We start from the raw sequence: 13,337 nt of genomic DNA on the forward strand, positions 1-13,337 counted from the left end.
GCTTCCTTCCGTGGAGTGATCGGTGGGGCGGGCCCGGCCCGGCGGCGGTGGTACGCGCACACCGGCCGCCGGGGCGGGCCTGGGGGTCAGAGCGGGACGGCCGGGGTCACCTCAGGCCGGGAACGGCACAGCGGGCGTGGCCGGGCCGACGTCAGCGCGCCAGCTTCTCGATGCGCTCGTCCGTGGTCTTCCACGCCTCGTCCGGCTTCTTGCCCTGCTCCACGAGCTGGATCCCCGCCGAGAAGGTGTCCTTGATGCTGCCGTCCTTGCGTCCCAGGATCTGCTCGTCCGGGATCTCCTTGGCCGCGGCGCCGAAGATCTGGCCGATCGGCGCGTCACTGAAGTAGGCGGAGGTGCCCGAGGAGACCGCGGGCATGTCGATCGCCGTCTTCGAGGACGGGAAGTTGCCGAGCTTCTCGAAGATGTACGCCTGCTGCTCCGGCGCGGTCAGCCACGCGACGAGCTTCTCCGCCTCCTTCTTGACCGGGCTCTTCTCCATCACGCCGAGGAACGCGCCGCCCCAGTTGGCGCCCTTCGGGGCCTTGGCCACGTCCCACTTGCCCTTGTTCGCCGGGCCGGCCTTCTCGCTGATGTGGGCGAGCATCCAGGCCGGGCAGACGGTGGTGGCGAAGGTGCTGTTGGACAGGCCCGGGTCCCAGCCGGGCTGGAACTGGCGGAGCTTCGCGGTCAGTCCGGACTCGGCGGCGTCCGTCGCGAGGGCCCACGCGTCCTTGACGACCGGGTTGTCCTGGTAGACGAGCTTGCCGTCCTTGTCGTAGAACTGCTTCTCACCGCCGTAGATCATCGCGTTGAACAGCCCGCTGGAGGTGTCCATGTACGAGACCTTGTCGTCCTTGGACTTCGCCTTGAAGGTCCGCCCCGTCTCGACGTACTTGGACCAGTCCCCCGCCCACAGCTTCGCCACCTCCTCGCGGTCGGTGGGCAGTCCGGCCTGTTCGAAGAGGTCCTTGCGGTAACAGACCGCCATCGGGCCGATGTCCGTGCCGAGGCCGAGCAGCTTGCCGTCGGCGGTGGTGACCTGGCTCGACTTCCACGGCAGGAAGTGGTCGAGGTTCGCCGTCTTGGAGAGGTCGGTGAACTTGTCGGCCTGGGTGTCCACCAGTTCCTTGGCGCGGCCGATCTCTATGCCCTGGATGTCCTTGAGGCCGCTGCCCGCGGCGAGGTGGGTCTGGAGCGCGGTGTAGTAGGTCTGCTCGTCACCGGTCACATCCGCCTCGATCAGGATGTCCGGGTTCTCCTTCATGTAGCGGTCGAGGAGATCGGTCTCCTTGTACCCCATGACCCCGAACAGGCCCAGGCTGATGACGGTCTTGCCGTCCTTCGTACGCGCCTTGTCCGTCTCCGAGCCGCCTCCGCAGCCGGCGACGAGGACGAGGGACACCGCAACCGAGGTAACGGATGCGAGGGTGGAACCGAAGCGTCTGCGGGCAGTGCCCATGTGGATTCCTCCTGGCAGCGGCGCACAGGCGGGCGCTGCTGCGGCTCACGGTCGACTGGATGGGAGGCCCGCTCCACGACGAGAATGGGAGCGCTCCCAGCGGGTTGTGGAAGACTCTCGGTGAACACGGTCCCGTGTCAAGAGTCGAAGTCGGTTCCGTTGCGCGAATGTGTCCGAACTCCGGCCGTCCGCGACCGGATCCCCCGGAGGCCAGCACAATCTCCTGGTGAGCGCCCCGGCGCCGACCAGGGGCGAGAGTCAGGAGACGTGATGAGCAGCCGTAAACCACCAGGCCGGAGGCCAACTCTTGAAGCCGTGGCCCAGCTCGCGGGCGTGGGCCGCGGTACGGTCTCGCGGGTCGTGAACGGCGCGCCGAGCGTGAGCGCGAAGGCCAGGGCGGCCGTCGAGGCGGCGATCGCGGAGCTCGACTACGTACCGAACCCCGCCGCGCGCTCGCTGGTCACCAGCAGGACCGACAGCATCGCGCTGGTGATCCCCGAGTCGGAGAGCCGGCTGGCCTCGGAGCCGTACTTCTCCGCCGTCATCCGCGGGGTGAGTACGGAACTCGCCGACACGGAGATGCAGTTGCTGCTGATCCTGGTGCGCGACCGGCGCGAGCGGGACCGGCTGACCCGGTTCGTGGAGGCGCGCCGGGTGGACGGTGTGCTGCTGGTCTCGGTCCACCAGGACGACGCGCTGCCGGAGTTCCTGGAGAAGCTGCAGATACCGACCGTGCTGGCGGGGCGGCGCTCCCCCGCCGAGCCGCTGAGCCATGTCCGCTCCGACAACGCGGGCGGGGCGGCCCAGGCGGTGCGCCATCTGCTCGGCCGGGGGCGTACGGCGGTCGCCACGATCACCGGGCCGCTCGACATGGACGTCGGCGACGGCCGGCTCCAGGGCTGGCGCGACGCCCATCTCGAACGGGGCGCGGCGGCGGACGAGTCCCTGGTGGCCCTGGGGGACTTCACCGAGGAGGGCGGCCGGGCCGCCATGCGGGAACTCCTCGAACGGCGGCCGGATCTCGACGCGGTCTTCGCCGCGTCCGATGTGATGGCGGCGGGCGCGCTGACCGAGCTCCGGGCGCGGGGCCGGCGTGTCCCGGAGGACGTGGCGGTCATCGGTTTCGACGACTCGATGGTCGCGCGCCACACCGTGCCGCCCCTGACCAGTGTCGACCAGCCGTCCGAGGAGATCGGGCGGACCATCACCCGGCTGCTGCTCGACGAGATCAGGGACCCCGCCCGGCCCCGTCGGCAGCTCGTCCTGCCGACGACACTCGTCCACCGGCTGAGCGGCTGACGCGTGGTCGGCGTGGACCGGGCGTGTCACGAGGCGGGAACGACACGCCCGGGACGGGGCCCGCGGTGAAGGCGGTACGGACGGTGCGGGAGGTACGGAGGTACGGCGCGCGTGGGCCCCGGCCCGCTCAGCCGCCGGTCGCGAACGCGTCCACCCCGGTCAGCTCGGCGGAGAGGCGCCACAGGCGCGCCGCCTGCTCCGGGTCGGTCGCGTAGCTCCGTACGCCGGTACGGGGGCCGTCCTCCGCGGTGGTCTCCGCGATGTCGCAGTCCTCGCAGTAGACGCCGCCCGCGTCGGCGAGCCGGGGCGAGGTCGCCGCCCAGACCTGGGTGGCCGCGCCCTGCTCCGGTGACTTGAAGGACGGGTTGAGCGGGTTGCCGTCCTCGTCGATCCAGCCGGCCTCGACCATCTCCTCCCGGGTCAGGTGGCGCTGGAGCGGGGTGAGGATGCCGCCGGGGTGCAGGGCGAACGCCCGTACGCCGGACTCCCTGGCCAGCGCGTCGAGGTGGACGGCGAAGAGCACGTTGGCCGTCTTCGCCTGGCCGTACGCCTGCCACTTGTCGTAGCCCTGCTCGAACCAGGGGTCGTCCCAGCGGATCGCGGAGTTGTGGTGTCCGGTGGAGGACACCGAGACGACGCGCGCCCCGCCGGGGGCGATCGCCGGCCAGAGCCGGTTGACGAGCGCGTAGTGGCCGAGGTGGTTGGTGGCGAACTGGGCCTCCCAGCCGGGGCCCACCCGGGTCTCGGGGCAGGCCATGATCCCCGCGTTGTCGATGACGATGTCGAGGGTCCGGTCCGTGGCGAGGAAGCGTTCCGCGAAGTCCCGGACGCTGTCGAGGTCGGCGAGGTCCATCTCGTCCACCTCGGCGTTCTCGATGCCGGCCAGTGCCTTCCGCGCGGTGTCGGGCCGCCGGGCGGGTACGACGACCCGGGCACCGGCGCCGGCCAGCGCGCGTGTGGTCTCCAGGCCCAGGCCCGAGTAGCCGCCGGTGACCAGGGCGAGCGTGCCGTCGAGGTCGATGCCGCGCAGCACGTCCCGGGCGGTGCTCGTGGCGCCGAACCCCGACCCGATCGGGTGCTGCGGCGTCCGGCGGGGTGCTGCCTCGTTCTGTGGCGTTGTCATGCGACGCAGGCTACGAATTGGAGCGCTCTCGAAGTCAAGCGCACCGGCGGGCACCGGGCGCGGTTCACCCCACCGGGCGTCCTGCTGCGCGAGAGTCGAATTCACCAGCGGACCCGGGCGCGCGAATCGCCCACGATCGGGTCAGTGATGCGGGGCCCGGACGGGTCGGCTGCTAGGCAGGGACGTTCTTGTCCGTACCGGAGCTCTGGAGTCACCCATGTCGATCGATGCCGTTCTCGCCCAGGACCAGGAATCGCCCCGCGCCCACCCCCTCATCCCCGGGCAGGCGTACGACGGGGGCGCGCGCGGAGCGGCCGGCCCGGTCGAGGAGCGGGACCTCACCTTCGACGGGTTCCGCTACACCTGCCGCGTCGTGCACCGCGACGCCCCGCTGACGGAGCCGGTGGTGGTGCTGGGCGGCTCCTCCCAGGACCGTAACTCCTGGGTGCGGCACGAGAAGTGGCTGAGCCCGGTGGGGCAGGTGATCACGGTGGATCTGCCGGGGTACGGTACGGCGGACTTCCTGCCCGCCGCGTACGGTGTGGACTTCCTCGCCGCCGTCGTCCGCCACCTGCTCGACGAGTTGGGCGTCCCGCGCGTCAACATGGTCGCCGCCTGCTTCGGCGGGGCGATCGGGCTGCGGTTCGCCCAGCACTACCCGGCGATGGTCGCCCGGCTGATGCTGGTGGGCATGACGCCCCGGATCCCGACGGACTACGCGGCGGCGATGGAGCGGTGGGCCGTCATGATCGACCGCGGGGAGACCGCGACCATCGCCCGCGAGCTGGCGGAGCGCTTCATGTCGCCCCCCGGCACCGGGGTGGTGCGCAAGCACGCCGCCGTCTCCCGGCTGGTGTACCAGCAGATCGCCGGCCAGGACCCGGAGCAGCTCGGCAAGTCCGCCGAGCACAACACCCGGCTGATGCGGCACGAGTGGTACCGGCCCGAGCCGGTCCCCGCCGTACCGAGCCTGGTGGTGACCGGTGAGCACGACACGCTGACCACGCCCGCGATGGGGCGCGAGGTGGCCGCGGCGCTGCCCGAGGCGCGGTTCCTGACCATCGACGAGACCGACCATCTCGCCCCGGTGGAGCGGATCCCGGACTTCGCCGATCTGATGGCGCGCTTCTGCACCGACCGGCCGCTGGACGGGCTGCCGTACGCCTGCCGTCCCGAGGTCCTGGGCACGACGGTGGCCGCGTCGGCCCGTGGCGGCTTCGGTGGCCGGGCCGCGCTCTGACCGCCGCCGCCCGGGCCTGACCGCGGCCCGGGGACGGCCGCAGCGGGCCGGCCGGGGCCCGCCGGGCGGGCGCCGACCGCGCCCGGGCCGGGCGCGGCGCCGCCGCGTACCGCTACGCGGCGAGTTCGCGCACCGTGGCCATGTCGCTGAACGGAAGGAGCCGGTCCCCCACGATCTGGTACGGCTCGCTCCCCTTGCCCGCGATCAGGACGATGTCGTCCTGCCCGGCCGCCTCCAGCGCGAAGGCGATGGCCGAGCGGCGGTCGGCGAGCCGCTCGAACGGGGTGCCGGTCGCGGCGAGTCCGGGGGTGATCTGGTCGAGGATCGTCAGGGGGTCCTCGCCCCGGGGGTTGTCCGAGGTGAGGACGCACAGGTCGGAGTGGGTACCGGCGATCTCCCCCATCCGTGCCCGCTTGGTGTTGTCGCGGTCCCCGCCGCAGCCGAAGACGGTGATGACCCGGCCGCGGGCGAAGTCGCGGATGGTGGTGAGCACCTTCTCCAGGGAGTCCGGGGAGTGCGCGTAGTCGACGATGACCGCGGTGCCCCGCGGGGTCTCGTACCGCTCGAAGCGTCCCGGGACCGGCGGCATCCGGTCGAGCGCGCCGACGAGGCCGGACAGGTCGTGCCCGAGCAGATGGCAGGCCGCCACGGTGGCGAGGGCGTTGGCGACGGAGAACCGGCCCGGCACGGGGATCGCCGCCGGGTACTTGCGTCCCTCGTGGTGCAGGGTGAAGCGGGTGCCGAAGGCGTCCATGGCGAGATCGGTGGCCCGGTAGTCCGCCTCGGTGTCGAGGGCGTACGTCGTGACCGCGCCGGGCATCAGCGCGGCGATCCCGGCGCCCACCGGATCGTCGGCGTTGACCACCGCGCGCTCGCACAGCCCCTGGAACAGCCGGAGTTTGGCGTCCCGGTAGTTCTCCATCGTGCCGTGGTCGTCGAGGTGGTCCTGGGTCAGATTGGTGAAGATCCCGACGTCGACGTAGGCGTGGTCCACCCGGTGCGTCAACAGGCCCATGGAGGTGGCCTCCAGGACCACCGTGGAGACCGCCCGGTCACGCATCCGCCCCAGCAGGTACTGGAAGTCCGGCGACTCGGGCGTGGTCAGGACGGAGCGGGGCATGGGGATCAGTTCGTCGCCGATCCGGCTGCCCGCCGTCCCGATCACCCCGACCCTGGTGCCCTCGGCGAGCCGCAGCACGGACTCGACCATGTACGACACCGAGGTCTTCCCGTTGGTGCCGGTGACGGCGACCATGTCCATCCCGCGCCCCGGCTCGCCGTGGTACCGGGCGGCGACGGCGGAGGCGGCGGTACGGGTGTCCGCCACCCGTACGACACACACGTCCGTGTCCGCCCACACCGGCGCGTCGGCGCCGGGCGCCGCCGCGTCGACGAGGACCGCCACCGCGCCGCGCGCGAGGGCGGGTCCGATGGCACCGGGGCCGCCCTCCCGGTGGCCGGGGACGGCGACGAAGAGCGAACCGGGAGTGACCCGGTGCGTGTCGAAGCAGGTGCCCGCGGTGATCACCGTCTCCGGATCGCCCCGCAGAATCTCGTGGTCGTACCCGGCGAGCAGGGTGCTCAGCTTCACGGGGGTCCTCTCGTGGTGGTGGGGGTGCGGGGCACCGCGAACCGGCCCGGAGGGCAGCGTTCCACGGGGTGACAGGGGGAGAGAGGGATCCGGCGGTGGTGTACGGGGCACGGTCCTGCCCGGGCGGGATCCGGAGGAAAGGCCCTAACCGTGGCCGTGCAGGGCGAGAGCGGCGGCCTCCGGCGCGGACACGGGGCCGGGCGTCGTGGTGGCAGCGCGGGCGGCTGCCTCGCACCGGGCGCAGGGGGCCTGTCGCAGGCACTCCCTCACACCACGTGGACAACCCATGAGGCGAGTGTACGGCCGCGGGAGCGCTCCGGTGACCGGGCCCGCGGACACGGCAGTGGGGCGGGCCGCTCGACGCGGCCCGCCCCACTGCTCCGTACGACGGGGTGAAGTGCGGTCAGACCCCCCGGCCGGTCCCGCCCGTGCCGGTCCCGGCGGCCTTCTTGATCCCCTTGGTGATCTCGTCCATGACGGACAGCTCGGGCGCCTTGTCATTGACGTCGAAGCCCGAGCGGACCACGACCAGCAGGTCCGGCGAGGACGGGGAGGGGAAGGCCAGCGACTGCACGTAGCCGTCGTCGCCCTTGCTCGTGACCACCTTCCACCGCACCACGTAGCCCTTCTGCCCGGCGACGGTGACCGCCTCCGACTTGAGCTGCTCGTGCGAGGAGATCTCGCCGTAGGTCGTACCGCCGTACGACTCCTTGGCGTTGGTGTCGATGTCCTGCTCGGCCGCCGCCTTGGCCGTGGTGGCGGTGATCTTCAGCGCGACCGCGGGAACGGAGAACACACCGCCCCGTACGCAGGACTGCGAGGTGTCCCCGGGGCACTCGTACTTCCCGGTGGTCACCCCGGCGCCGACCGGTCCCGACTCGCCGGTCCAGCCGTCCGGTACGGGGATGCTGATCCCGCTGGCACCGTCGGTGGCGTAACCGTCCTCGGTCTGCGGCTGCTCCGGCGCGCCGCTCTCGCCGCCGCCGGAACCGCCCGACCCGCCTGATCCGCCGGGACCGTCGGGGGCCGGGGAGCCCTGCCCCGGCAGGGAGGGGGCGGTGGACGGCGCGGAGCCGGCCCTGCCCGCGGTGTCGTCGGTTCCGCCGTCGCGTCCGAGCAGGTAGAAGCCGCCCGCGATGGCCAGTGCCACGACCGCGGCGGTCGCCCCGAGTGCGATCCGCCGCCCGTTGTTCCGCGGTACGGGCGGGGGCGCCAAAGGGTAGGGAGGTGCGGCCGGTGGATCCCACTGGCCGGTGGGTGTGGCGCGGAGTTCGTCGGTCCACGCGGACCCGTCCCACCATCGTTCCTGGCGCGGACCGTCACCTGTGTGCCCCGGATCGGGATGCCAGCCGGGCGGCGTCGAATAAGTCACGACCCTCAGCTTAGGCATATTGTCTGAAAAGCTGGTGAGAGGCCCATGAGAATCGGCCCTCTCACCCGGCTCCCGGGACCCGATCGTCCGCCCGGTCCTGCCCGTTCCGTCCCGGGACGATGCCGCGCACCACCCCCAGCGACACCAGATCCTGGGGCCTCAGCCGGAGTTGGTCCGCCGTCGCGCGGACGCGCCCGGGATCGCGTTTGAGGATGGCGGTGGCGAGTTCGGGTGCGATGACGGAGAAGTAACTGTCCGGTGTGGCCCAGGTGTTGTCCGGGGCCGACAGGGCGAGCGCGCCGCCCGAGCCGCCCTCGCCGATCAGCAGGGTGGTGACCGGGACCCGGGCGGTGGCCACGGCGGCGAAGAGGTCCGCGATGGCGGCGCCCGCCCCCGCGCGCTCCGCCCGCGCGTCGTTGGCCGCGCCCGGGGTGTCCACCAGGGTCAGTACGGGGACGTCCAGCCGTTCCGCGAGCCGGATCAGCCGGGCGGCCGTACGGTATCCGGCCGGGAGCGTGGCGGTGCCGCACTGCGCGGCGTAGGCGACCGTCCGCCCCTCCCGGCGGCCGAAACCGCAGAGCATTCCAGGGTCCGTACCGCCGCAGCGGTCGCCGCGGATCTCCTCCCTGTGGTCGAAGTAGGCGTCCAAGTAGGCTGCGGCGCGCGGCCGTTCGGGCGACCTGGCCGCCAGGACGGCGTCCCATCCGGTGGCGGTGGGAGGGGCGCCACCGAGCGCGGCGGGCGGTGGCGCCGCGCCGGCGGCCCACCCATCGGCCGTCTCCGCCCCGCCGCCGGTGAGCAGCGCCAGCCAGCGTCCGACCGCCGCGCCCAGTCCGTCCTCGTCCACCACCGCGTCGATCTGGCCGGCGGCGAGCTGGGCCTCGGCGGTGTACGCGTACGGATCGGCGTCCGCCGGGCGCACCCGTGACCCCGCGAAGCCGATCTGGGCGCCGGGCAGCGCGAGGACGACATCGGCGCCCGCACCCAGGGTGGCCCAGCCGCCGCCGGTCGTCGGGTCGCGCACCACCGCGAGCTGGGCGAGCCCGGCGGCCCGGGTGAGCGCGCAGTGGCGTGCCACGCGCTGGAGTTGGAGCAGCGCGCGCATGCCCTCCTGCATCCGGCTGCCGCCGGTCGCGATCAGCGAGACGACCGGCAGCCGCCGCTCGCGCGCGTGGCGGTACGCGGCCTCCAGCCGGTCGCCGGTGCGCTCACCGAGGGATCCGCCGAGGAAGCCGAACTCGAAGGAGATGACGACCGCTTCGGTGGCGCCGATCCGGCCGGTGCCGCAGACGACGGACTCCCGCTCGCCGGTACGCTCCGCCGCGCGGGCCCGCGCGGCGTCGTACCCCTCCCAGCCGAGCGGCCCGTCCGGCGGGAACGCGCCCTCGGGCGGGGGGAGTTCGGTGAACGATCCGGCGTCAGCGCCGACGAGCGCCGCGATCGCCGCCCGTGCGCCGCGCGGCTCAGCCATGGAGCGCCCGCTTCATGATCTTCCCCATGTCGTTGCGTGGCAGCGCCTCCAGGTAGCGCACGGTGCGGGGGCGCTTGTGCGCGGCGAGCTGCCCGGCGACATGGTCGGCCAACTCCTTCTCCGTCGGCGGGGTTTCGGGGCGCGCGGGCACGATCCAGGCGACGATCCGCTCGCCGAGGTCCGGGTCGGGCTCGCCGGTGACGGCGGCCTCCCGGACCCCGGGATGCTCCAGCAGGACGTTCTCGATCTCGCCCGCGCCGATCTTGTAACCGCCGCTCTTGATCAGGTCGGTGGCCTTGCGGCCGACGATGCGGACATAGCCGTCGGGGTCCCTGATCGCCATGTCGCCGGTGCGGAACCAGCCGTCGGTGAAGGCCGCTTCGGTCGCGTCGGGGCGGTTCAGGTACTCCGTGAAGAGGTTCGGGCCGCGGACCTGGATCTCGCCGACGCTCTCGCCGTCGTACGCCGCGATGGCGGCGCCCGCCTCGTCGACCAGCCGGAGTTCGACGCCGCGCAGCGGGACGCCGACCGTACCGGCGCGCGGTTCGCCGTCCGCGCGGACGCTGGTGTTCATCAGGGTCTCCGTCATGCCGTACCGCTCGACGACCCGGCGGCCGGTCGCCGCGGCGATCCGCCGGTGGTCGTGGACGGGCAGCGCCGCCGAGCCCGACACCAGCAGCCGCGCACCGGCCAGCGCCTCGGCGAGCGCGGGGTCGTCGGCGAGCGCCTCGGCGATGCGGTGGTACATCGTGGGCACGCCGAACAGCATGGTGGCGCCCGAGGAGAGCTCCCGTGTGACGCCCGCGGTGTCGAACCGTCCGAGGTGGGTCACGGAGCCGCCCCGGCGCAGCGGGCCGAGGATGCCGAGGATCAGTCCGTGGACGTGGAACAGGGGCAGCGCGTGGACCAGTACGTCGTCGGCGGTCCACTGCCAGGCGTCCTCCAGCGCGTCGAGGGTGGCGGTGAGCGCGCGGCGGGGCAGGACGGCGCCCTTGGGCGGCCCGGTGGTGCCCGAGGTGTAGACGATCAGCGCGGGGGCCTCCGGCGAGGGCTCGGGGAGGGCCCCGGTCGCGTCCCCCGTCCCGTCCCGCGGCGCGTCCGCGGTGGCGTCGGCGCGGGCCAGTGCGGCGAGCGCGGGCGGCAGAGCGACGCCGGGCTCCGCGAGGACGAGGGTGGGGGCGCTGTCCGCGACGATGTGGGCGAGTTCCTTCTCGCCGCTCCTGGGGTTGACGGGGACGACCGGGACCCCGGCCAGCAGCGCCGCCACCACCCCCACCGCCGTGCCGAGGGTGGGGGTGGCCCAGACCGCGACCCGCCGCTCGCCGGTGAGCGTGCGGGCCAGGGAGCCGGCCGCGTCGGCCAGTTCGGCATGGGTGAGGGTGCGGTCGCCGAACCGGAGCGCGGGGCGCTGCGAGCGGGCGGCGAGGGCCGGGAAGAGAGGGGACACGCGTCGTTCTCCTTGCTGTGGACGGGGCTGACCGGTCATCCGAAGCCTGGCACCACCAGCAGCAGCCAGACAGCGGCGGGTACCACCGCCACCACGATCCCTCCGTAGACCATGAGCTGCCGGAAGAAACGCTCACGGTCGACGTCGGGCGCGGCGGCCAGCACCAGGGCGCCGTTGGTGGAGAAGGGGCTGACGTCGACGACGGTCGCCGAGATCGCGAGCGCCGTGATCATGCCGATCGCGCCGATCTCGCCCTGGGCGAGGAAGGGCACGGCGAGCGGGATGAGCGCGCCCATGATGCCGACGGAGGAGGCGAACGCGGAGACGATCGCGCCGATGTAGCAGAGCAGTACGGCGGCGAGGAGCGGGATGCCGATACCGCCGACGGCGTTGCCCGCGTAGTCGATCGTGCCCAGCTCCTCCATGACGCCGACGTAGGTGAGGACGCCGCAGATCAGCAGCACGGTCGGCCAGGCGATCTCCCCGACGGCCTTGCGGCTGGTGTCGGGCCAGCAGGCGCTGAGGAGGACGGCGAGGGTGATGGCGCAGAGTCCGGCGTCGAGGTCGAAGGCGAGGACGGCGACGACGAGGGCCACCAGGGCGGCGAGGGTGGCCGTGCGGGCGGGGGTGAGCCGTGAACCCGCCTCTCCCCCGGGCTCCTTGCCGTCCTTGCCCTCCGTGCCGTCCGAGGCCGGCGCGGGCTGGGTACCGCGCAGCGCGAGCCCGCCGCAGCAGACGAAGACGATCCCGGCGATGAGGAGATTGGCCGCGAGCGAGGCGAGGAAGAGGGTGAGCGGGCTGCCCGGGAGCTTCTCGCGTTCGACGATGCCGTTGACGATCGTTCCGTAGATGCTGATCGGCGAGAATCCGCCGCCCTGGGCCCCGTGCACGACCATGGCGCCCATGAGCAGGGGGCTGATGCCGTAGCGCGCGGCGAAGCTCAGGGCGATCGGCGCGACGATCGCGACGGCCGCGGGGGAGACGGCTCCGATCGCGGTCAGCAGGGCGGTGATCGCGAACATCACCCACGGGATCAGGGCGATCCTCCCGCGTACCAGCCGGATCGCGGCATGGACGAGCCAGTCCGTGGTGCCGTTGGCGCGGGCGATCGCGAAGAGGTACGTGACGCCGACGAGCACGACGAAGAGATCGCCGGGGAAGCCGGCGAAGATGCCCTTCGCGTCGAGACCGGCGACGAGTTCCCCGACGCCGAACGCGGCGGCGAAGGCGAGCGCGCCCATGTTGATGGACCGGGTGGTGGCGATCACGAAGACCACCACCAGCACAAGAATCGAGATCAGTTCGGCGGACATGGCGCGGGCTCCCGTCCCTGGGTCCCTCGACATGGAGGGGAAGGGGGTCGACGACCGACTGGCGGGCGGGCCAAGGGGTCGAGCGGCTGATTGGACCACTGGCCAAGTGGCTGGACCACATTGGCCGTCGGCCGGGACGGGCGTCAAGGGATCGGACAGGAATTGGCTCAGCCACTTGACCGCCCGGTGTTAGGCTGACGCGCCGGGGGACCGGGAGGAAACGGGGCGGGGAGGGCGTGGCGGATGTCCGACGAGCGAGGGGCCCTGCGACCGATGGCCCGGCCACGCCTGTACGAGCAGGTCCTCGACCGGCTGCGCAGCTATGTCACCGAGGGGCGGCTCGGCTCGGGCGACCGGCTGCCGCCCGAACGGGAGTTGGCGCAGCGGCTCGGCGTCAGCCGCGCCTCCGTCAAGCAGGCGATCGTGGTTCTGGAGGTCCAGGGGCTGGTCGAGGTGCGGCACGGCGGCGGCACGTATCTGCGCAAGGACAGTCTCGACCCGGAACCGGTCGAGCGGCTGGTGGAGCGCAGGCGCCGGCTCCCCGACGTGCTGGAGGCCCGCGAGGCCCTGGAGACCAAGCTCGCCGAACTCGCCGCCGAGCGGCACACCGCACCGGATCTGGCCGCGCTGCACGACGCGCTGGGGCACATGGAGGCGGAGATCGCGGCGGGCGGCCACGGTGCCGAGGGTGACCGTCTCTTCCACGCCGGCGTGACGGCCGCCGCGCACAGCACCCTGCTCGCGGAGTTCATGCGGGCCATCTCCGAGCAGATCACGGAGAGCCGCCATGAGTCCCTGCGCCAGCCCGGCCGCCCCGCGCGGTCGCTGGCGCAGCACCGCGCGATTCTTGAGGCGATCGAGGGCCGACGGGGCAAGGCTGCCGCCGCCGCGATGCGCCGCCATGTGCGGACGGTGGCGAAGGTGCGCCTGCTGGACTGGAATCCGGAGGACGGCGCCTGACACCGGCGCCCGGCGTGCGGCGGGGCCGGTTCCGCGGGCGTACGCCCGCGGAACCGGCCCCG

10 protein-coding genes are annotated in these 13,337 nt (G+C 73.0%); 3 read left to right on the top strand and 7 right to left on the bottom strand.

Annotated features, from left to right (window positions below; translation table 11 throughout):
* Positions 1-151 precede the first annotated feature (151 nt).
* Positions 152-1,459 (bottom strand): ABC transporter substrate-binding protein, encoded by a 1,308-nt coding sequence (locus tag ACIO3P_RS01010; protein ID WP_401794743.1) that lies wholly within the window; start codon positions 1,457-1,459, stop codon positions 152-154.
* Between the two features lie 270 nt (positions 1,460-1,729).
* Here ACIO3P_RS01010 and ACIO3P_RS01015 point away from each other — a divergent pair, with 270 nt between their 5' ends.
* Positions 1,730-2,758 (top strand): LacI family DNA-binding transcriptional regulator, encoded by a 1,029-nt coding sequence (locus ACIO3P_RS01015; RefSeq protein ID WP_329822769.1) that lies wholly within the window; start codon positions 1,730-1,732, stop codon positions 2,756-2,758.
* A gap of 127 nt (positions 2,759-2,885) precedes the next feature.
* On the opposite strand, the gene ACIO3P_RS01020 is transcribed toward ACIO3P_RS01015, so the two are convergent.
* Positions 2,886-3,881: an SDR family NAD(P)-dependent oxidoreductase gene (locus ACIO3P_RS01020; RefSeq protein WP_329822768.1), complete on the bottom strand. Its 996-nt coding sequence runs from the start codon at positions 3,879-3,881 to the stop codon at positions 2,886-2,888.
* Between the two features lie 217 nt (positions 3,882-4,098).
* On the opposite strand from ACIO3P_RS01020, the gene ACIO3P_RS01025 reads away from it, so the two are divergent.
* Positions 4,099-5,121 (top strand): alpha/beta hydrolase, encoded by a 1,023-nt coding sequence (locus tag ACIO3P_RS01025; protein WP_329822767.1) that lies wholly within the window; start codon positions 4,099-4,101, stop codon positions 5,119-5,121.
* Between the two features lie 112 nt (positions 5,122-5,233).
* On the opposite strand, the gene ACIO3P_RS01030 is transcribed toward ACIO3P_RS01025, so the two are convergent.
* The 5 genes from ACIO3P_RS01030 to ACIO3P_RS01050 form a co-directional block, all read right to left on the bottom strand.
* The gene (locus tag ACIO3P_RS01030; protein WP_329822766.1) at positions 5,234-6,712 is read right to left on the bottom strand and encodes a UDP-N-acetylmuramoyl-L-alanyl-D-glutamate--2,6-diaminopimelate ligase; all 1,479 of its coding nucleotides are present in this window, start codon (positions 6,710-6,712) and stop codon (positions 5,234-5,236) included.
* A gap of 403 nt (positions 6,713-7,115) precedes the next feature.
* Positions 7,116-8,084, bottom strand: a complete 969-nt coding sequence (locus ACIO3P_RS01035; protein ID WP_329822765.1) for a DUF2510 domain-containing protein — start codon at positions 8,082-8,084, stop codon at positions 7,116-7,118.
* A gap of 61 nt (positions 8,085-8,145) precedes the next feature.
* Entirely contained in the window at positions 8,146-9,555 is a 1,410-nt protein-coding gene (locus ACIO3P_RS01040; protein WP_401849742.1) for a carboxyl transferase domain-containing protein, read from the bottom strand.
* Positions 9,548-11,002 (bottom strand): acyl-CoA synthetase, encoded by a 1,455-nt coding sequence (locus ACIO3P_RS01045; protein WP_401849744.1) that lies wholly within the window; start codon positions 11,000-11,002, stop codon positions 9,548-9,550. Before ACIO3P_RS01045 ends, ACIO3P_RS01040 begins: the two co-directional genes overlap by 8 nt.
* A 35-nt stretch (positions 11,003-11,037) precedes the next feature.
* Complete coding sequence (locus ACIO3P_RS01050; RefSeq protein ID WP_329822762.1) at positions 11,038-12,315, bottom strand: SLC13 family permease; 1,278 nt, start codon at positions 12,313-12,315, stop codon at positions 11,038-11,040.
* Positions 12,316-12,558: 243 nt separating this feature from the next.
* Here ACIO3P_RS01050 and ACIO3P_RS01055 point away from each other — a divergent pair, with 243 nt between their 5' ends.
* Complete coding sequence (locus ACIO3P_RS01055; RefSeq protein WP_329822761.1) at positions 12,559-13,275, top strand: FadR/GntR family transcriptional regulator; 717 nt, start codon at positions 12,559-12,561, stop codon at positions 13,273-13,275.
* Positions 13,276-13,337: the final 62 nt, after the last annotated feature.

The organism is Streptomyces sp. NPDC087310, assembly GCF_044744405.1.
Classification (GTDB): Bacteria; Actinomycetota; Actinomycetes; order Streptomycetales; family Streptomycetaceae; genus Streptomyces.